Annotated in this window: 22 protein-coding genes; 6 read left to right on the forward strand and 16 right to left on the reverse strand. The window is 73.6% G+C overall.

The window, feature by feature from the left end; genetic code table 11:
• Positions 1-118: 118 nt before the first annotated feature.
• The 6 genes from AB5J54_RS18080 to AB5J54_RS18105 form a co-directional block, all read right to left on the reverse strand.
• Positions 119-883: an ABC transporter permease gene (locus tag AB5J54_RS18080; protein ID WP_369144941.1), complete on the reverse strand. Its 765-nt coding sequence runs from the start codon at positions 881-883 to the stop codon at positions 119-121.
• A complete protein-coding gene (locus AB5J54_RS18085) occupies positions 880-1,830 on the reverse strand; it encodes an ATP-binding cassette domain-containing protein (RefSeq protein WP_369144942.1) in 951 nt (316 codons plus the stop codon). The genes AB5J54_RS18080 and AB5J54_RS18085 overlap by 4 nt, the downstream gene beginning before the upstream one ends.
• 89 nt (positions 1,831-1,919) lie before the next feature.
• Entirely contained in the window at positions 1,920-2,534 is a 615-nt protein-coding gene (locus tag AB5J54_RS18090; RefSeq protein WP_369144943.1) for a PadR family transcriptional regulator, read from the reverse strand.
• A gap of 39 nt (positions 2,535-2,573) precedes the next feature.
• Positions 2,574-3,116, reverse strand: coding sequence for a DinB family protein (locus AB5J54_RS18095; protein ID WP_369144944.1), 543 nt, complete (start codon positions 3,114-3,116; stop codon positions 2,574-2,576).
• A gap of 92 nt (positions 3,117-3,208) precedes the next feature.
• Positions 3,209-4,666, reverse strand: a complete 1,458-nt coding sequence (locus AB5J54_RS18100; RefSeq protein ID WP_369144945.1) for an aldehyde dehydrogenase family protein — start codon at positions 4,664-4,666, stop codon at positions 3,209-3,211.
• 62 nt (positions 4,667-4,728) lie between these two features.
• Positions 4,729-5,601, reverse strand: a complete 873-nt coding sequence (locus AB5J54_RS18105; RefSeq protein ID WP_369144946.1) for a helix-turn-helix domain-containing protein — start codon at positions 5,599-5,601, stop codon at positions 4,729-4,731.
• Positions 5,602-5,941: 340 nt separating this feature from the next.
• Here AB5J54_RS18105 and AB5J54_RS18110 point away from each other — a divergent pair, with 340 nt between their 5' ends.
• The gene (locus AB5J54_RS18110; protein ID WP_369144947.1) at positions 5,942-6,439 is read left to right on the forward strand and encodes an ATP-binding protein; all 498 of its coding nucleotides are present in this window, start codon (positions 5,942-5,944) and stop codon (positions 6,437-6,439) included.
• A gap of 65 nt (positions 6,440-6,504) precedes the next feature.
• Here the strand turns inward: AB5J54_RS18110 and AB5J54_RS18115 are convergent, their stop codons facing one another.
• The 4 genes from AB5J54_RS18115 to rpmG all read right to left on the reverse strand — a co-directional run bounded on the left by AB5J54_RS18115 (position 6,505) and on the right by rpmG (position 8,472).
• A complete protein-coding gene (locus AB5J54_RS18115; RefSeq protein ID WP_063992029.1) occupies positions 6,505-6,717 on the reverse strand; it encodes a DUF397 domain-containing protein in 213 nt (70 codons plus the stop codon).
• Positions 6,718-6,914: 197 nt separating this feature from the next.
• A complete protein-coding gene (locus AB5J54_RS18120; RefSeq protein WP_369144948.1) occupies positions 6,915-8,045 on the reverse strand; it encodes a GTP-binding protein in 1,131 nt (376 codons plus the stop codon).
• The gene (locus tag AB5J54_RS18125; protein WP_369144949.1) at positions 8,045-8,299 is read right to left on the reverse strand and encodes a type B 50S ribosomal protein L31; all 255 of its coding nucleotides are present in this window, start codon (positions 8,297-8,299) and stop codon (positions 8,045-8,047) included. The genes AB5J54_RS18120 and AB5J54_RS18125 overlap by 1 nt, the downstream gene beginning before the upstream one ends.
• 8 nt (positions 8,300-8,307) lie before the next feature.
• Positions 8,308-8,472 carry a 50S ribosomal protein L33 gene (gene rpmG, locus AB5J54_RS18130; RefSeq protein WP_369144950.1) on the reverse strand — a complete coding sequence of 55 codons (165 nt, stop codon included), beginning with the start codon at positions 8,470-8,472 and terminating at the stop codon, positions 8,308-8,310.
• 63 nt (positions 8,473-8,535) lie between these two features.
• Between rpmG and rpmB the strand changes: the two genes are divergently transcribed.
• Complete coding sequence (gene rpmB / locus AB5J54_RS18135) at positions 8,536-8,772, forward strand: 50S ribosomal protein L28 (RefSeq protein ID WP_369144951.1); 237 nt, start codon at positions 8,536-8,538, stop codon at positions 8,770-8,772.
• Positions 8,772-9,077 carry a 30S ribosomal protein S14 gene (gene rpsN, locus AB5J54_RS18140; RefSeq protein ID WP_369144952.1) on the forward strand — a complete coding sequence of 102 codons (306 nt, stop codon included), beginning with the start codon at positions 8,772-8,774 and terminating at the stop codon, positions 9,075-9,077. Before rpmB ends, rpsN begins: the two co-directional genes overlap by 1 nt.
• A gap of 24 nt (positions 9,078-9,101) precedes the next feature.
• Here the strand turns inward: rpsN and AB5J54_RS18145 are convergent, their stop codons facing one another.
• From AB5J54_RS18145 to AB5J54_RS18170, 6 genes are all read right to left on the reverse strand, one after another.
• Complete coding sequence (locus AB5J54_RS18145; protein WP_369144953.1) at positions 9,102-9,827, reverse strand: hypothetical protein; 726 nt, start codon at positions 9,825-9,827, stop codon at positions 9,102-9,104.
• On the reverse strand, positions 9,824-10,408 hold the full coding sequence (locus AB5J54_RS18150) for a SigE family RNA polymerase sigma factor (RefSeq protein WP_369149381.1): 585 nt from the start codon (positions 10,406-10,408) through the stop codon (positions 9,824-9,826). The genes AB5J54_RS18145 and AB5J54_RS18150 overlap by 4 nt, the downstream gene beginning before the upstream one ends.
• 82 nt (positions 10,409-10,490) lie before the next feature.
• Positions 10,491-11,078, reverse strand: coding sequence for a hypothetical protein (locus tag AB5J54_RS18155; RefSeq protein ID WP_369144954.1), 588 nt, complete (start codon positions 11,076-11,078; stop codon positions 10,491-10,493).
• Between the two features lie 96 nt (positions 11,079-11,174).
• On the reverse strand, positions 11,175-13,241 hold the full coding sequence (locus tag AB5J54_RS18160) for an FUSC family protein (protein ID WP_369144955.1): 2,067 nt from the start codon (positions 13,239-13,241) through the stop codon (positions 11,175-11,177).
• Between the two features lie 56 nt (positions 13,242-13,297).
• Positions 13,298-14,413: a DUF2786 domain-containing protein gene (locus tag AB5J54_RS18165; RefSeq protein ID WP_369144956.1), complete on the reverse strand. Its 1,116-nt coding sequence runs from the start codon at positions 14,411-14,413 to the stop codon at positions 13,298-13,300.
• Positions 14,410-14,802 (reverse strand): winged helix-turn-helix transcriptional regulator, encoded by a 393-nt coding sequence (locus AB5J54_RS18170; RefSeq protein ID WP_369144957.1) that lies wholly within the window; start codon positions 14,800-14,802, stop codon positions 14,410-14,412. Before AB5J54_RS18170 ends, AB5J54_RS18165 begins: the two co-directional genes overlap by 4 nt.
• 145 nt (positions 14,803-14,947) lie before the next feature.
• Between AB5J54_RS18170 and AB5J54_RS18175 the strand changes: the two genes are divergently transcribed.
• The 3 genes from AB5J54_RS18175 to AB5J54_RS18185 all read left to right on the forward strand — a co-directional run bounded on the left by AB5J54_RS18175 (position 14,948) and on the right by AB5J54_RS18185 (position 18,726).
• Complete coding sequence (locus AB5J54_RS18175) at positions 14,948-15,769, forward strand: NAD(P)H-binding protein (RefSeq protein ID WP_369144958.1); 822 nt, start codon at positions 14,948-14,950, stop codon at positions 15,767-15,769.
• An 87-nt stretch (positions 15,770-15,856) separates the two neighbouring features.
• Complete coding sequence (locus AB5J54_RS18180) at positions 15,857-16,624, forward strand: ABC transporter ATP-binding protein (protein ID WP_369144959.1); 768 nt, start codon at positions 15,857-15,859, stop codon at positions 16,622-16,624.
• Positions 16,618-18,726 (forward strand): FtsX-like permease family protein, encoded by a 2,109-nt coding sequence (locus tag AB5J54_RS18185; protein ID WP_369144960.1) that lies wholly within the window; start codon positions 16,618-16,620, stop codon positions 18,724-18,726. The genes AB5J54_RS18180 and AB5J54_RS18185 overlap by 7 nt, the downstream gene beginning before the upstream one ends.
• The last annotated feature ends 62 nt before the right edge of the window (positions 18,727-18,788 follow it).

Raw genomic sequence — 18,788 nt, forward strand, 5'->3', positions numbered from 1 at the left:
GGCGCCGGCCGCTCCCGCGAGCCTGCGCATCGGTCCCCCCTACCCCCTCGGGCGGTCCGCGGTGAACCGCTGCCTTCAGTACACCGCTCGCCGCCCCCGGGTTCCCAGCTCCGCGCCGCTACTTTCCGAGCCGCCCGAACTTCCGTACCGCCAGCGGGAAGAAGAGCCCCAGCAGCACCAGCGGCCACACCACCGCCGCCGTGAGGTGCCCCGGCTCGCCGCCCGGGTTGCCGAAGAGCTCGCGCACCGCCGTCGCGGTCGCCGACATCGGGTTCCACTCCACGACCGCCCCGAGCCAGCCCGGCATCGCGTCCGGCGAGGCGAAGGCGTTGGAGAGGAAGCCCACCGGCCAGACCAGGATCTGCACGGCCTGCACCAGCTCCGCCCGCCCCGCCACCAGGGCCAGGAAGATCCCGATCCACAGCATCGCGAAGCGCAGCAGGAGCAGCAGCCCCAGCGCCCCCAGGGCCGCCGCGGGGCCGCCCTCCGCCCGCCAGCCGATCGCGTACCCCACGCCGACCATCACGAGCAGCCCCACCGTCGACTGGAGCATGTCGGCGGCCGCCCGCCCCACGAGCACCGCCCCGTCGGCCATGGGCAGGGACCGGAACCGGTCGATCACGCCCTTGTCCAGGTCCCGCGTCACCGCCGTCATCGTGCCTTCGAGGCCGAAGACCATGGTCAGGGTGAGCATCCCGGGCACCAGGTAGTCGACGTAGGCGCCGTCGACGGTCCGCCCGCCGCCGACCAGGTAGCCGAACATCAGCAGCACCATCACCGGGAACACCAGCCCGACCAGGACCTGCACCGGCTGCCGCGCCCAGTGCGCGAGTTCGCGCCGGGTCATCGTCCAGCAGTCGCCCACCACGTACGCGGCGCTCATGCCGCCACCTCCCCGGCCCGCGCGGTCAGATGCAGGAACACCTCGTCCAGCGTCGGCCGCCGCAGGGCGATGTCCTCCGCCTCGATCCCGGCCGCGCCGAGCGCCCGTACGGTCTCGGCCAGTGCGGCCATCCGGTCCGTGACCGGTGCGCTGAGCCGCCGCCGGTCGGCGTCCAGGCCCACCTCCGCCCGGGGCACGGGCAGCAGCCCTGCCGCCTCGTCGAGCCGTGCCGCGTCCCGGACGACCACGTCGATGCGATCGGCACCCACGCGCGCCTTGAGCCGGTCGGGCGTGCCGTCGGCGACGACCTTCCCCCGGTCCACGACCGAGATCCGGTCGGCCAGCTGGTCGGCCTCCTCCAGGTACTGCGTGGTGAGCAGCACGGTCGTGCCCCCGCCGACCAGGGAGCGCACCGAGTCCCAGACCTCCCTGCGCCCGCGGGGGTCGAGTCCGGTCGTCGGCTCGTCGAGGAAGAGCACCTCGGGCTCGGTGATCAGCGAGGCCGCCAGGTCGAGCCGCCGTCGCATGCCGCCGCTGTACTGCCGGACGGGCTTGCGGCCGGTGTCCCCGAGGCCGAAGCGCTCCAGGAGCTCGTCGGCCCGGATGCCGGCGCGCCGGGCGCCCAGGTGGTGGAGCCGGCCGAACATCTCCAGGTTCTGCCGGCCGCCGAGCTCCTCGTCGAGGGCGGCGTGCTGGCCGAGGAGCCCGATCCGCCGCCGTACCTCCCGGGCCCCGGTCCGTACGTCGTGGCCCGCGACGCGCACCAGGCCCTCGTCGTGCCGCAGCAGGGTGGCCAGGATCCGTACGGTCGTGGTCTTGCCCGCGCCGTTGGGGCCGAGCAGACCGTGGACGGTCCCCCGTCCGACGGCGAGGTCGAGCCCGTCCAGGGCGCTCTTCTCCCCGTACCGCTTGCGCGCGCCCTCCACGAGGACCGCTTCCGATGCCATCCGTTTCCTCCCGAAAGACCTTAGTCAAGTTTGACTAGCAGCTCGCGACGGAGGACGGTATGCCCTCCCGAGGCATTAATCAAACTTGATCAGCTCGCGTACGGGTTCTCCTGGCCCTCCGCGAGGACCCCCACGAAGGGGTCCCCCTCACCCGCGAACACGTACGCCCCGCCCTGGATCCGCTCGATCAGGCCGAGCGTCCACTCCTTGCCCGCGTCCGCCGAGTGGACCCACATGTGCATGATCTCGCCGATGTGCCCGAGCTGCTCCGGGCCGCCCTCCGGCGTGTAGTACTCCGTGACCGCCGCCCGCCACTCGTCGAGCGCCGACACCCGCCGGCGCAGCAGCTCCGCGGCCTCCTCGCGCGGCAGGTCCACCATGAAGCCGATGGCCGCCGACAGGACGTCCATCTTCTGGTCGTACGTGGTCAGCGCCTCGCGCAGCAGCGCGAAGTACTCCTCCGTACCGCGCTCCGTCAGCTCGTACTCCACGCGCGGCGGCCCGCCCACGGCGCTCGGCGCGACCTCGTGCGCGTGCAGCAGTCCCTGCTTCGCCATCTGCTTCAGCGCGTGGTAGATCGAGCCGGGCTTGGCGTGGGACCACTCGTGGGCGCCCCAGTACTCCAGGTCGTTGCGCACCTGGTAGCCGTGGGCGCGGCCGTGCTGCTTGACCGCGCCCAGGACGAGAAGACGGATGGCTGACATGCCCCGATGTTAGTCAACCTTGACTAAGAGAGGCGGTGACTAGGCGGCGCCGTTCTCCTCCGCGATCAGCTCGAAGGAGGTCTTCCCGTCCAGGGACTCGCGGACGATGTCCGCGTGACCGGCGTGCCGCCCCATCTCCTCGACCAGGTGCAGCAGCATCCAGCGCATCGACACCCGCCCGTCCTTCGGGAACCAGGGTGCGGGCGGCAGCGGGAAGGTGTCGTCCAGGCTCGGCACGGACCGTGCGAACTCCTCGGTCTCCTTGGCCACGCCCGCCCAGAAATCGAGCAGTTCCGGGATCGTCTCGCCCTCCACGAGCCGGAAGCCGTCCCCCCAGGTCTCCTGGGTGCGCTGCCGCTCGTTCGGCCGCTGCTGCGCCATCCGCAGCCAGTTGAGCTCCATCTCGGCGACATGCTTGACCAGGCCGGAGAGGCTGAGCTCGCTGACGCTGGGCCGGCTCGCCGCCTGCTCCTCGGTCAGTCCGAGGAGCGAGCGGCGGAGCGCGGCACGCTGCGTCTCGACGAAGTCGAGGAACGTGCCGCGCTCGTCGCTGTGGGCCTCCGTGGGAACAAGGGCAACCATGATGTCCGCCTTCCGTGCGTCCGTGTCCGTCGACCTTCTCGACACCGACCACGCTACGGACGCTTGCGGACAACTACTGTCCGCAAGGCGGATCAGAACGGGAAGCGGCTGCGGCCGTGCTGGATCGAGATCCACTTCTGGGTGGTGAAGGTCTCCACCATCGCCTCGCCGTTGAGCCGCCCCACGCCCGAGTGCTTCTCGCCGCCGAAGGGGACGATCGGCTCGTCGTGCACGGTGCCGTCGTTGATGTGGATCATGCCGGTGTGGATGCGCTTGGCGATCCGTACGCCCCGCTCGACGTCTCCGGTGTGGACGGCGCCGCTGAGCCCGTACGGGGTGTCGTTGGCGATCCGTACGGCCTCCGCCTCGCCGTCGAAGGGGACGATCAGCGCGACCGGGCCGAAGATCTCCTGGCTGAGGACCGGGGCGTCGGCGGCGATGCCGGTGAGGACGGACGGGGAGACGAGGTTGCCCTCGACCGTGCCGTGCAGCAGCGCCGTCGCGCCGGCCGCCACGGTCTGGTCGACGACCGAGGAGACGGCCTCCGCCTGCTGGGAGTTGATGAGGGGACCGATGTGGGTGGCGGGGTCGGCGGGGTCGCCGACGCGCAGGGTCTTCACCTTCGCCACGAACTTCTCGGTGAACTCCTCCTCCAGGGTGCGGTCCACCAGGATGCGGTTGGCGGCCATGCAGACCTGCCCCTGGTGCACGAAGCGACTGAAGACGGCCGCGTCCACCGCGTAGTCGACGTCGGCGTCGTCGAGGACGATCAGGGCGCTGTTGCCGCCGAGTTCGAGGACGGCGTGCTTGAAGTTCTGCGCGCAGACCGTGGCGACGTGGCGGCCGACCTTGTCGGAGCCGGTGAAGGAGATGACCTTCGGGACCGGGTGGGTCAGGAGCGCGTCGCCGATCTCGGCGATGTCGGTGACGACGACGTTCAGCAGGCCGGCCGGCAGACCGGCCTCCTCCAGGACCTTCGCGACCAGCGTGCCGCCGCAGATCGGGGTGTTCTGGTGCGGCTTGAGGACGACGGCGTTGCCGAGCGCGAGCGCGGGCGCGACCGACTTGATCGAGAGGAGGAAGGGGAAGTTGAAGGGGGAGATGACGCCGACGACGCCGACCGGGACGCGGTAGACGCGGTTCTCCTTGCCGTCGACCGGGGAGGGCAGGATGCGGCCCTCGGGGCGCAGCGCCAGCTGGATCGCCTCGCGCAGGAACTCCTTGGCGAGGTGCAGCTCGAAGGCCGCCTTGAGGCGGGTGCCGCCGAGCTCGGCGACGATCGTCTCGGCGATCTCCTCCTCGCGGTCCTCGATGATCCGCAGCGCGCGCTCGAAGACGAGCCGGCGCGTGTACGGGTTGGTCTCGGCCCACTCGGTCTGGGCGCGCTCGGCGGCGCGGTAGGCGCGGTCGACCTCATCGGCGGTGGCGACGGTGATCGACGCCAGCTTCTCCCCGGTGTACGGGTTGAAGTCGATGATGTCCCACGAACCGCTGCCGGGCTTCCACTCGCCGTCGATGTACTGGTGGGCCAGGTCGGTGAAGTGCGACATGGTGGAGACCCCTCTACCCGCTACCTGCAGTGCGACTGATGTGGCGTCATCGTACTGATGTATCAGGAGAGTTGAAGGAGGCCTCGGAGAAGGTCCCGGCTTTCGGCCGGATCCGGACCGTCCTTCTGGAGCTTCTCCATCACCCGCTCGTACTGGGCGACCTCCTCGCGCTTGTCGAGATAGAGGGCGCTGGTGAGCTGTTCGAGGTAGACGACGTCGGAGAGGTCGGACTCGGGGAAGCTCAGCATCGTGAAGGCGCCGCTCTCGCCGGCATGACCGCCGAAGCTGAAGGGCATGACCTGGAGCGTGACGCCCGGGTGCTCGGAGATCTCGATGAGATGCCTCAACTGCCCCTGCATGACCGACCGGTCGCCGTAGGGGCGGCGCAGCGCGGCCTCGTCCAGGACGGCGTGGAACTGCGGGGCGCGCTCGGAGACGAGGACCTTCTGGCGCTCCAGGCGCAGGGCGACCCGGCGGTCGATCTCGGCGCACGGGGCGTCGGGCATGCCGCGGGTGACGACGGCGTGGGCGTACGCCTCGGTCTGCAACAGGCCGTGGATGAACTGGACTTCGTAGACGCGAATGAGGGAGGCGGCGCCTTCCAGGCCGATGTACGTCTGGAACCAGCCGGGCAGGACGTCACCGAAGCTGTGCCACCAGCCGGCGACATTGGCCTCGCGGGCGAGTCCGAGGAGCGCGCCGCGCTCGGTCTCGTCCCCGACCCCGTAGAGGGTGAGCAGATCCTCGACGTCCCTGGCCTTGAAGCTCACCCGTCCCAACTCCATACGGCTGATCTTGGATTCGGACGCACGGATCGAATAACCGGCAGCCTCGCGGGTGATCCCGCGCGACTCGCGCAGCCGCCTCAGCTGGGAGCCCAGCAGGATGCGCCGCACCACGCTCCCGCTCGCTCCGCTCGATTCGCCTGCGGTCACGGCTCTTCGCCTCCCCTTTACGGTGTCGAGCCCCCGTCGAGCCCCGGATTCTGCCATCAAACGCTTCAGCGCGTACACATTCGATTACGGAAAGGCGGCGAGTTCCGGGCATCCAGGCGCACATCACGGGCACAGTGCGCGCGGATCCGGGGAAGTTCCCCTCATCGTGTGGACGACTTATGCACAGATTCGGCACGTGGACGGACAGGTCCGGCGCGTGCACGTGCATCTGCCCTTGCATCCAGTGCACGCATTCGGAACCATGGAGCCCGCGCAGCCGCGTACTCGTTCGTGTTGTCGTGTTGTCGCACCACAGTCGCGATTCCCGGGAGTGCCTCGCATGGGGACGAATGGATCGACCGTGCTCGAGCCGTTACGGCAGGGCCTTCCGCCGATCGATCCCGGCGCCGTCTCCACCTCCGCCTCCTGCGCCCTGCCCGCCCGGTACGAAGCCGTGCGCGGGGCCCGCAAGTTCACCAGCGCGACGCTCGACCGCTGGGAGCTGACGGAGCGCTTCGACGACGTGGCCCTGGTCGTCTCCGAACTCGTCACCAACGCGCTGCGTCACGCGGTGCCCGCCGACGCGCCGCAGGAGGACGGCCAGAACCCGCCGGTCCGGCTGCACCTGATGCGCTGGGCCTCGCGCCTGGTGTGCGCCGTGCGCGATCCCAGCCGGGAGAGCCCGGAGGCACGCGGCGGCGAGGAGGACTTCGCCGCCGAGTCGGGGCGCGGTCTGTTCCTGGTGGACTCCTTCAGCGACAGCTGGGGCTGGCACCCGCTCGCCGGCACGCTCCAGGGCAAGGTGGTGTGGGCGCTGTTCCGGATCGGACCGGAGTAGCGCGCACGAGCATGGAAAGGGCCCCGACGGCAACCGTCGGGGCCCTTCCCGCGTCTCACCCACCGTCACACCAGGTGGTCGAACTCCCCGTCCTTGACGCCCAGCAGGAGAGCCTCGATCTCCGCGGGCGTGTAGACGAGAGCGGGCCCGTCGGGGTGGCGCGAGTTGCGTACGGCGACGTCGCCTCCGGGCAGCTTGGCGAACTCCACGCAGGATCCCTGGGAGTTGCTGTGCCGGCTCTTCTGCCACACGACTCCTCGCAGCTCCGTGGCCGCCATGCCGTTGTACGCGTGATGCGCATGATGCACTGGTAGCTCCCCGAGTTGCTTGGTGCAGGTGTCAACTTCCTCGGATCATAGCTGTGTTCATATGCAGATGCATGAGCAGATGCACGTGCACAAGGGGTGGCGTAGCGACTACGCGACTCAGCGTGCTACCGACTGGTAGAGCCTGCCTGACAGGCCATCGGCGGAGGTCAGGCGTCCAGGAAGGCGTCGAAGGCCGAAGCGAGCCCCTTCCAGGAGTCCCGGCCCGCCGCGTACTCGGCGTCCGTGAGGAGGCAGGAGCCGAGCAGCTCGGCCAGACCGTCACGGTCCAGGCCGGGCGAGGTGAAGACCAGGTGCTGGCAGCGGTCGCCGTGCTCCGGGTGCCAGTCGAGGGCGGCCGCCGCTCTCCGTACCGCCGGGAGCGTCTCCCAGGCCGCGTCGGGCAGCGAGGCCAGCCAGGGCCCCGCGCTCTCGACGCAGAGCGCGCCGCCCGCCGCGTCCCAGGCGAGCAGGGTGTCGGGCCGGTCGGCCAGGTAGAAGCGGCCGCGGCTGCGGGCGGCGGCGCAGGTCAGACCCTCCAGAGCGGCGTACAGCCGGCCGGGATGGAAGGGCCGGTGGTGGCGCCAGACATACGTGGCGACCCCGTGCTCGTCCGCCTCCTGCGGCAGCAGCGCGCAGGCCGGATGCTGGGCGGCGGCCGCGGCCTCCACGTCGAAGCCGGCGAAGACCGCCCGCGCGAGGGCCGCCCCGTCCTCGACGGGGACGCGCAGGGCGGTGGGGTGGAGCTGGTCGAGCAGCGCCCGGTCCTCGGCGTCGGTCGCGGGGCTCGCGGCGACGGCGAGCACGGGCGCGTACTCCAACTGGCGGGCCCAGGTGTCGGCGATGGTGCGGCGGTCGGTGGTGGCCGCGGCGAGCGCGGCGTCGGCGAGGTCGTCGCCGTTGCCCAGGTACGGGAGGAGGAGTGCGGGGTCGACGGCGGTGACGACGGCGCCGATCCTGAACCCGGCGGCCGCGACGACCTCGGCCATCGCCTTGGGCTCGACGGAGTCCCAGAGCTCGACGACGGCGAGCCGGGTGAGACCGGCGGCGCGGAGCCGTTCGAGCTCGGGCACCAGGTCCTCGCGCAGGGCGCAGCAGGCGCAGTCGTCGACGAGCGGGGCCTCACCGGCGGAGAGGAGGCCGGTGGCGTCGCGGACGGTACGGGCGACGGTCCCGGTCGCCGGGGCCGTCGCGAGGTCGTGGTGGAGCGCCACGCTGCCGGGGACGACGGCCAGGAGCCGGTCCACGGCAGCGCGGCGGGCGTCGGAGTGCAGGCCTCCGACGAGGGCGACGGAGAGCATCAGGGCGCCTCGCGCCGTCCGTAGCGCTTCTCGAAACGCTCGACCCGGCCGGCGGTGTCGAGCACGCGCGCGGTGCCGGTGTAGAAGGGGTGGCTCGCCGAGGAGATCTCGACGTCGACCACGGGATAGGTGCGGCCGTCCTCCCACTCCACGGTCCGCTCACTGGTGAGCGTGGAGCGGGTGAGGAAGGCGAAGCCGCCGGCCTTGTCGCGGAAGATGACGGACTCGTACGTGGGGTGGATGCCGGGCTTCATGGGGTGGGTCAGCGCTCCTCTCGGAAGTCGACGTGCCGGCCGGCGACCGGGTCGAACTTGCGCAGGCTCAGGCGGTCGGGGTCGTTGCGGCGGTTCTTGCGGGTGACGTAGGTGAATCCGGTTCCGGCGGTGGAACGGAGCTTGATGACGGGGCGGAGTTCATTGCGTGCCATGGTGTGTAGAGTAAATGAAAATGAATCCCATTGCCAACAACTCTGTGGAGAGGTAGGTCACCCTTGTCCGCCCACTGCCAGCTGACCGGAGCACGCCCCGGATTCGGCAACCGGATCTCGCACTCCCACCGGCGCACCTCGCGCCGCTTCGACCCGAACGTCCAGAACAAGCGGTACTGGCTGCCGAGCGAGCGCCGGTACGTACGGCTGACGCTGAGCGCCCGGGCGATCAGGACCGTCGACTCCATCGGCGTCGAGGCCGCCGTGGCCCGCATCCGCGCGCGCGGAGGAAAGGTCTGATGGCCAAGCGCAGCAAGATCGCCCGCAACGAGCGGCGAAAGACCGTCGTGGCCCGGTACGCCCGGCGGCGGGCCGAGCTGAAGGAGATCATCCGGCGCCCCGAGACCCCGGCGGCCGAGCGCGAGGCGGCGGTACGCGAACTGGCCCGCCAGCCCCGGGACGCGAGCGCGACCCGCCTGCGCAACCGGGACGCCGTGGACGGCCGCCCCCGCGGCCACCTGCGGAAGTTCGGCCTGTCCCGGGTACGGATGCGGCAGCAGGCGCACGCGGGGTTCCTGCCGGGGGTACGGAAGACGTCCTGGTGACGGGGACCTCCCGGGCTCGCTTCGTCAGCCCGGGAGGTGGGCGAGGCGCCCGCCCGCACGGTCGTAGAGCGTGACCCCGGACTCCCCGTCCCCCGGGCCGGTGCGCGCGAACCAGACGCCCCAGCCCGGGCGGCCCGGCAGTTCCAGCAGCGTGGCGAGGACGGTGCGCCCCCCGGGGCCGGTGAGCTCGACGCGGCCCGCCGCCCGGGTCCCGTAGTAGACGCCCGAGTGGAACGTCCCCGCCGGGCCTCCCTCGCTCTGGTGGCTGATGCCGGGCTCGTCCCTGTCGAGGTTCCCGTCGACCACGCTGCGGAAGTTCTCGTAGCCGTCGGGGCCCGCCCAGTGCTTGCCGTCCCCGGTCAGCCAGACCTTCCACCCGCCGCCCGCGGCCACCCGCTCCCCCGGGGCCACGGACCGGACCGGAGGCGGGGTCCGCGTCGGGCCGACGGCCGGCGGCGAGGTCCGGACGGCGGACGGCGGGGCGGCGACGAGCACGGGGGCCGGCGGGGACTGCCGTACGGGAACCAGGGCGACGACCGCCGCCACGGCCGTCGCCGCTCCGAGCACCGTGAGCGCCGACAGGCCCGCGGTCCGGCGCCGGCGCCACGTCCGGCCCGCGCGCCGGACGGCGGCCAGCGGCACCGGGCTCGGGGTGACATCGAGGGCCACGCGCGCGAAGACGCCCCGGACCTCGGTCTCGCCGCGGTCGGACGAGGGCGGGCCGGGGTCCGGCAGGGGCGTGGGGTTCATCGGCGGGCTCCGGAAGAGGCGGGGACAGGGATGACGGGGAGCGGCGTGGCGGCGGCGAGCCGGGGGTGTGCGCGCAGGGCCGCGAGACCGCGGCGGGCGTGGGACTTGACCGTGCCGAGGGAACAGCCGAGCACGCTCGCGATCTGCGGCTCGGTCAGGTCCTCCCAGTAGCGGAGCACCATCACGGCCCGCTGGCGGGCGGAGAGGTCCGCGAGCGCGGCCAGGAGCGCGGCGCGTTCCTCGACCGCCTCCGCGTGGCCCGCCGCGGTGTGGCGGAGCGACTCCGGCAGCACCGGGGTGAGGAGGTGGACGACCCGCTTGCGCCGGATCCTGCTCAGGTTGTTGTTGATCAGCGCGCGGCGCACATAGAGGTCGATCTCGGCGCGGGGAACCCGCCGCCAGCGCCCGTAGACCTTGGCCAGCGTCGTCTGCACCAGGTCCTCGGCCTCATGGAAGTCCCCGGTCAGGAACTGGGCCGTGCGCACGAGGCGCGGCCAGGCGGCGACGGCGAACTCGGCGAAGCCGTCGTCCTCGTCGCCCTCGGTGGCGGAGGGGGCGGAGGGGGCGGATTCGTGCGGCACGGTGTCGGGCCTCGCGATCTGTCGGTGGGACACGGGGGTGACGGGGCCCGGGGCGGGCCCCGTCACGGTGACGTACGCCGGGTCAGCGCTTCCAGACCGGAAGGTCGGCCAGGAGCGCGCCCGCACGGTCGTACAGCGCCACGGCCGGGCTGCTGCTCTTGGAGTCCGGCCCCGTCACGGCGTACCAGACGCCCCAGTCGGGGTGGCCCGGGAGCGCGAGGAGCGTGGCGACGGTCTTGTGGCCCTCGGCGTCGGTCAGTTCGACGCGGCCCGCCTTCCGCGTCCCGTAGAAGAGGCCCGAGTGGAAGGTCCCCGCCTCGCCGCCCTCGCTCTGGTGGCTGACGCCGGGCTGCGAGCGGTCGATGTTGCCGTCGACGACGCTGCGGAAGTTCTCGTAGCCGTCCGGGCCCGCCCAGTGCTTGCCGTCCTCGGTCAGCCACAGCGTGTACCCGAGCCCGCCGTCCACGCGCTCGCCGGAACGGACGGTGTGGATCCGGGGGGCGGCAGCGGCGGGAGCGGCGGCCGGCTCGGCGAGGGGTGCGGTGGCCGGCCGGGACACGGGTGCGGTGGCCGGCTTCGCGGAGGTCTCCGTGGACGCGCCCACGGCCGACGGTGCCGCGATCACCGCAGCGGCCACCACACCGGCGGCCGCGAGCAGGTACTTCTTCATCCGGTTGCTCCTGGGATCTCGCGGGGCCGCGACCGTTCGCGGCCCTCATCCCTCTCAACCCCGGCCCGTCCTCCGCCGGATGACACCCCGTCGACATCAGTGGCCGCGCTTCGACTCCGTCAGGGCCGTCGTCAGCTCCTCCAGGGTCTCCAGGAGCAGCACGGCGCCCTTGTCGAGCAGGAAGTGGTCCGGTGGTTCGACGGACCAGGCGGTGACCGTCTCGCGCAGGTCGTCCCAGTGCGGCTCCCTGCGCTCCCGCACCTGCTTCGCGCCCCGTTCCGTCGACCGGTGCAGGGACTCCGCGAGGGCCGCGGCGGCGGGTACGGGCGGGGCGCCGCGCTCCGGCAGGTGCGCCTCCAGGAGCATCGCCACCCGGCCGAACTCGGCGAGCGCGTGCTCGGCCTGCTCCACCGCCGCGTGCGAGAGGCCCCGGTGCCGGACCGGTTCGTGGGCCGCCCGGGCCACCGCCTCCTGCCAGGCGACGCGGGCGGCGCGGGTCCTCAGGAGCGCTTCCCGTACGTCGGGGCTGGCCGGCCCGGCCGGGTCGGCGTACCGCGCGACGACGACGGCCGCGTACGCGCCGACCGCCGCCAGCCAGTCCGCGAGCCGCCCGCGCAGCCGGGGCGTCTCCCAGGCCGGGTAGACGGCGTACGACAGCATCGCGAGGACCCCGCCGAGGAGGGTCAGCAGGACCCGTTCCCGTACGGTCTGGGTCAGGCCCGCGCCGGCCATGCCGAGCAGGAAGACGACGTACGCGGAGACGAAGACCTGGCCGGCCGCGTACCCCGTCCGCATCAGCAGGTACATCCCGAACGCGCAGACCACCGCGAGCGCGGCGGACAGGTACATGCCCGGGTGCGCCGACTGCACCACGGCCGTCGCCAGGGCCACGCCGACGAGGGTGCCGCCGAAGCGGGCCACCGAGCGCGCGTACGTCTGCGAGAAGTCCGGGCGCATCACCATCACCGAGGCCATCGGGGCCCAGTAGCCGTGGCCGAACGGCAGCCAGGTCCCCAGCAGGTAGCCGGCGGCCGTGACCGCCGAGACGCGGACCGCGTGCCGGAGGACCGGGGAGTCGGGGCGCAGTTCGGCCCGTACCTTCGCGAGGACGAGGGGGGCGAGGCGGACCAGGGTGGGGCGGGTGCGGGCCCCCTGGGCGTACGGCTCCGACGTCTCCGTACGGGGCTCCGCCGTCTCGACGACGTCGCCCAGCAGCGCCGCCAGGCGGAGGGCCGCCCGGCGGGACGGGCCCCTGAGGATCGCGCCGGTGTCCGGGGTGCGGAGGGCGGCGAGCGCGGGCGCCGGCAGGACGACCGGTTCGCCGTGCCGGATCGCGTGCGCGGCGGCGTCCAGGACCTCGGCCGCCGCGCCGAGCAGCTCCCGCACCCGGGCCCGCTCCGGACCCTCCTCCGGCACGCCCACCGCCGGGTCCGCGAGCGAGGCCAGGACCGGGCGGATCCGCTCCGCGAGGCCCCGCGCGCCGTGCAGCTCCGCCGGGCGGGTGCGGGCCTGGCGGGGCGTCACGGCGGCGGCGTTGCGGGCCGTCATGAGGGGTACGGGGTCGAACGGAGCGACCGGGTCGTGGCGGAGCCGGCGGGCGTAGTCCGCCTCGGCGGCGAGCGCGTCCGCGAGGGCGTCGCGCTGGGCGCCCCAGCGGCGGACCGGGAGGAGCACCACCAGGGCCGCCTGGACGACACCGCCCGCGAAGATCATGGCGGCGTGGCCGGCGGCGGTGGCGACGGAGGTCGGGAGGGTGACCGTCACCAGCATGATCGCCACGTTGGAGGAGGCGAGGATGCCGGCGGTCGGGCCCGCGGCCCAGGCGAGCCCGGAGAGGAACGTCCAGAGGAGGAGCAGGGCGAGGAAGAGGGCGGTGTGGGCGCCGGTGAGATAGCCGAGGAACGTCGACACGGCGAGGCTGGCGCCGGAGGCCAGGGCGAGGGTGGGGCGGGGGCGCCAGGAGCGCTGGAAGGTGGCGATGGCCGCCTGGAAGGCGCCGAAGGCGGAGGAGGCGGCGACGGCGGGGCCGAAGAGGGCGAGCGAGAACCCGACGACGAGGGCGAGGCCGAGGGCGCCGCGTGCCGCGACGGCGGGTTCGAGTCGCCGCCGCTCCATGGTGAGGCCGGAGCGGGCGGTCTCCTTCAGCGCCCGGAGCCAGCTCATGCGCTGAGCGTATCCACGAACCTCCCCGAACCGGGCATTTCCCCCGCTCCGGTGGCTTACGGCAAGTGCGGGCGGTCCGGGTGGAGGCCCGCCCGGTCGGCGGCCGTCGCGCCGTGGGTCCAGCCCGCCTCGTCCCAGGCCGCCCGGACCCGCGTCGTGCGGGTTTCCGGGAAGAGTTCGTCCGTGCGGGCGGTGACCGCCAGTTCGCGCGAGGCGAGGGCCGGCAGCAGCGTCGGGGCCTCGGCCGTCACCCGGCGGGACGTCGCCGCGAGCCGGGCGCCCAGCCGGTTCGCGTACGCGAGGAAGAACGACTGCCGGAAGGACTTCGTGCGCTTGCGGCCGCCCGCCCGCTGCTCCGCCTCCGCCCGCGTCATCGCCGCCGTCCCCTGCACGAGCAGCGAGGTGTGCAGCAGCTCCACCGGGTCCAGGTCCGCCTCGAAGCCGACCACGGTCGAGAAGCCGTACGCCTCGTTCCACACCGCCCGGCAGTGGTTCGCCGTCGCCACCGCGTCGAGCAGGATCGCCTTCGCCTGCTCGTACGGCGGCTCCACCCCGATCCGGATCGCGCCCGGCGTCTCCGGGGACGGCGCGCCCGCCGCGAGCGTCGCCTCGTCCAGGCTGTGCCGGGCCATCAGCTCCTGGGCCTTGGCCGTCAGCGCCTCCGCCTCCTCCGGGTACCCCGTCGCCTCCGCCTTCGCGAGCAGCGCCCTGATCCGGGTCAGCATCCGGGGCTCGCCCGCCACCGCCGGCGGCAGGGCCTCCCCCGGCACCGGGCCGACCGCGTCCAGGCGCGGCAGCCGGACGAGCAGCCGGTACAGCTCCAGGACGGTCGTCGCCCGCGAGAATCGGTCCGTCGGGCGCCCCTCCGCCGTGTCCAGGTCGTCCAGCTGCGCCTGCCAGCGGTGCGGGAGCCGCTCGTAGGCGGCCGTCTCCGTCCTGATCAGCCCCGCCAGGAGCCGTACGTGCTCGTCCGGCAGCTCGCGCCGCGCCATCCGCACCAGGTCTGCCGGCTGCCAGCCCCGCACCCACAGCGTCCGGACGAACTCCTCGCCCCGCCGGGCCAGTTCCGCGTCCGTGCCCGGGGCGGCGGCCAGCAGCGAGGCCGCCAGGTCGAGGGAGCCGTCGTCGGTCGCGTACAGCGCCTCGAAGGCCTTGTCGATGGTCGTGCTCACGCCGTGCCCCTCGCGTCCCATGCCTCGCGCGACCGGGCGATCACCGCGCGGTGGTCGAGCGACCAGTCGATCAGCTGCTTGATCAGGTGCGTCATGCTGTGCCCGGTCTCCGTCAGCGCGTACTCCACCTGCGGCGGGGTCGTCGGGTACACCGTCCGCGAGACCAGCCCGTCCCTTTCGAGGCGGCGCAGCGTCAGGGTCAGCATCCGCTGCGAGATGCCGGTGACGAGCCGCTGGAGCTCCCTGAACCGCCTGGCCCCGGCGGCGAGTTCGACGACGACGTGCACCGTCCACTTGTCGCCGAGCCGGTCCTGGACGTCCCGTACCCCGCAGTCCTCGGCACAGCTGACCAAGGGCTCGGTGGTTACCTCCGTGTGCCCCTCTGACATCAATGTGCCTCCTTCCGCACGACCGCCCACCCGTTCACGATGGTCCTAGATCGTTCCAAACCGCTCGCGATTCGTTCTCAACCGCTCGCGATCGTTCCCGATCGCTCTCGATGGTCTCAGCCGTCACGGCCCCTGGGGGAATTCCATGCTGCTCGTCACCGGCGTCTCCGGCGCCCTCGGCTCTCTCGTCGCCGCACGGCTCGCCGGCCGCGACGACGTCGTCCTCGGCACCCGCGCCGGGCTTCCCGGCACCCGCCGGCTCGACTTCGACGCGCCGGAGACCCTGCCGGAGGCCTTCGCCGAAGTGGACACCCTGCTCCTCATATCCGCCGGGTACGGCGAGGACGACGTCGTCGTCGCCCGCCACGAGGCCGCGATCTCCGCCGCCGAGGCCGCCGGCGTCCGGCACGTCGTCTACACGAGCCTCTCCGGCGACGGCGACCACCTCACGTACGCGCTCGCGCACCGCTGGACCGAGCGGCGGCTCAAGCGGTCCACGACGCTCGACTGGACGATCCTCCGCAACGGCCTCTACGCCGAGCTCCTCACCTGGATCGCCTCCCCCGACGCCGAGCACCGCATCACCGGCCCGCTCGGCGAGGGCCGGCTCGCCGCCGTCGCCCGCGAGGACCTCGCGGACATCGCCGTCTCCGTCGCCACCGATCCGGCCGCCCACCGCAACCGGGTGTACGAGCTCGTCGGCGAGCGCGCCCTCGGCGGCGCGGACCTCGCGGCGGCGCTGGGCGCCGCGTACGCCCCGGGGACGCTCGCGGAGGCCCGTACCGCCCTCGCCGCGTCCGGGGCCGTGCCCTTCCAGGTGCCGATGCTGGCCAGCACGTACTCGGCGATCGCCCACGGCTTCCTGGACGGCACGGGCGTCGACCGCAACGACCTGCGGGCGCTGCTCGGCGGGCGCGACCCCCTCGACGCGCTCGACGTGTTCGTGAAGGCCGTACGGGAGGGGTGAGCCGAGCCCGGGGGTAGGGCCAGGCATACCGCCGGAACGCCCGCTGGTGGTCGTGATCGGGACGCGCCGAAACGGTTGGCTCGGACCATGACCTCGAACCCCGCCGTACGGCTCCGCCGGCTGACCCGGCACCACCGCGACGTCCGCGCCCTCGACGGCGTCGACCTCGACTTCGCCGCCGGGACCTTCACCGCCGTCATGGGGCCGTCCGGCTCCGGCAAGTCCACGCTCCTCCAGTGCGCCGCCGGGCTCGACCGGCCCGGCTCCGGGACCGTGGAGGTCGGCGGCACGGCGCTGGAGGGGCTGAGCGAGCGGCGCCTCACGCTGCTGCGGCGGGACCGGATCGGCTTCGTCTTCCAGTCCTTCAACCTGCTGCCCTCCCTGACCGCCGCCCAGAACGTGGCCCTGCCGCTGCGGCTGGCCGGCCGGCGGCCGTCCCGTACGGAGATCCGGGAGGCACTCGCGCGCGTGGGGCTCGCCGGACGGGAACGGCACCGGCCCGGCGAGCTGTCCGGCGGCCAGCAGCAACGGGTCGCGATCGCCCGGGCGCTGATCACCCGGCCGGCCGTCCTCTTCGGCGACGAACCGACCGGCGCGCTCGACTCGACGACGAGCCGCGAGGTGCTCGCCATGCTGCGGGACCTGGTCGACCGCGACGGCCAGACGATCGTCATGGTCACCCACGACCCGGTGGCGGCGTCCCGCGCGGACCGGGTGGTCTTCCTGGTCGACGGCAGGGTCACCGCCGAACTGACGGACCCCACGATGGAGACGGTCGCGGCGCGGATGACGGCGCTTGAGACGGGCGACCGGGCTGCCGGCGCCGGCGTCCCGGTGGGGAGGGCCTCGTGCTGACCGTCGTCCTCTCCGGGCTCCGGGACCGCTGGGCCTCCTTCCTCGGCGGCTTCGTCGCGCTCGCGCTCGGCGTCGGGCTGCTCGCCACCATGGGACTCGGGCTCTCCGCCACTTTTCACGCCCCCGAGCGTTCTCCCCAGCGGTTCGCCTCCTCGCCCGTCGTCGTCCGGGGCCAGGACCGGCTGACCCTCGACGTGCGGCGCGGGCCCGACACCGTGCCCGTGGAGCAGCGGCTCGACCGTCCACAGCCTGTGGACGACGAACTGCTCCGGGAACTCCGCGCCCGCTGGACCGTCACCGCCTCCGGCGGCCCCGACGCCGTCGGCCTCGACGCGCCCGCCGCCGAGGTCAGGGCACTCGTCGGCGACCGCGCCCGGGTGCTCACCGGGGCCGAGCGCGCCCAGGCCGACCCCGACCCCGAGCGGGACGCCCGCGCCCTCGTCGGCCTCAACGCCCTCCTCGGCACCTCCGGCGGCGTCACCGCCTTCGTCTCCGTCTTCGTCGTCGCCTCCACCTTCGCCTTCGCCGTCGCGCTGCGCCGGCGCGAGTTCGGGCTGCTCCGCACCGCCGGGGCCACCCCCGGCCAGATCCGGCGACTCCTCCTCGGCGAGGCGGCGGTGCTGGGCGTGCTCGCGTCCGCCGCCGGGTGCGCGCTCGGTGCCCTCGGCGCGCCCGTCCTCGCCCGGACGCTCGTCGACGGCGGCCTCGCGCCCGCGTGGTTCACGATCGGCGGGCCGTCCTGGCCCTTCCACGCGGCCTTCTGGACAGGGGTGACGGTCGCTCTCGCCGGGGCCGTCGCCGCGTCCCGGCGAGCCGGGAAGGTCGGCCCCACGGCCGCGCTGCGGGAGGCGGACGTCGACGCGGACGCCCTGCCCCTCGGCCGGGCCGTCCTCGGTGCGGGCCTGGTCGTGGCCGGGCTCGGACTCCTCGTCTGGACCTGCGTCACCGATCCGTCCGCGCTGCTCAAGCGGAAGACGTACACGACCCTGCCGATGCTCCTGATCACCGGCGTCGCGCTGCTCTCCCCGCTCCTCGTCCGGCCGGCGGCACGGCTGCTGCGGGCGCGCGGGGCGGTGGGGACGCTGGTACGGGAGAACAGCGCGGCCGCCGTCCGCCGTACCGCCGCCGTCGCCGGGCCCGTCCTCGTGACCGTGGCGCTCGCCGGGACGCTGTTCGGCTCGGCGACGAGCGTCACGCGCGCGAAGGAGGCCGAGGCGCGGGAGCAGACGGCCGCCCAGTACGTGGCGAGCGGCGCGGACCTGCGGCCGGTGGCGGCGCCGCCCGGAGCCGTGGTGTCCGCCACCGGGGCCACGTCCGTCTTCGTACGGGACGGGGACGAGGCCGTCGTGAAGTACGGGGCGCGGGCGGTCGCCGACCCGGCGGCCTTCGCGGAGCTGGCCCGGCTGCCGGTGACCGCCGGGGACCTGCGGGACCTGGACGACCGCTCGATCGTCGTGAGCGAGGAGTTCGAGCGGCACCGGGTCGGCGGGACGGTCGAGGTGTGGCGGGCGGACGGGAGCGGTCCGGTGCGGCTCCGGGTCGTGGCCGTCCTGGCGCTCGGGACCGGCGACAACGGGCCGTACGTCACCCGGGCGAACGCACCGGGCGCCGCGCTCGACCGGATCGACGCGCGCGGGGGCGGGGCGGGGACGGTGCGGGCCCTCGCGGCGAGCGGGGGGACGGTGCGGGCCGCCGCCGAGCGGCAGGCGACGGGGAGCACCGCAAACCCCCGGAGCCGCCTGGGCATGGTCCTCGTCCTGGGCATCGCCCTCGTCTACACGGTCATCGGCCTGGCCAACACCCTGCTCATGGCGACGTCGGTACGGGGCGGGGAACTGGCCTCGCTGCGGCTCGCCGGAGCGACCCGGGCCCAGATCCTGCGGGTGGTGACCGGCGAGGCGGTGCTGGCGGTGGCGATCGGGACGCTGCTGGGCCTGGTGGTGACGGCGATCGTCCTGGGCACCCTGGGCGCGGGCCTGGCGGCGCTGTCGGCCCCGGTGGTCCTGGCCCTGCCGTGGGCGCAGGTCGGCGCGGCGGCGGGGGTGTGCGCGGCGGTCGCGGTCGCCGCCTCGATGGTCCCCGCGTGGCGGCTCACGCGCTGAGCGGCGATGGTGGGACGACGGGACGGTGACCGGGGTCGGAGCCGGGTCACCGTCCCGCCCTA

This window comes from Streptomyces sp. R44 (assembly GCF_041053105.1).
Classification (GTDB): Bacteria; Actinomycetota; Actinomycetes; order Streptomycetales; family Streptomycetaceae; genus Streptomyces.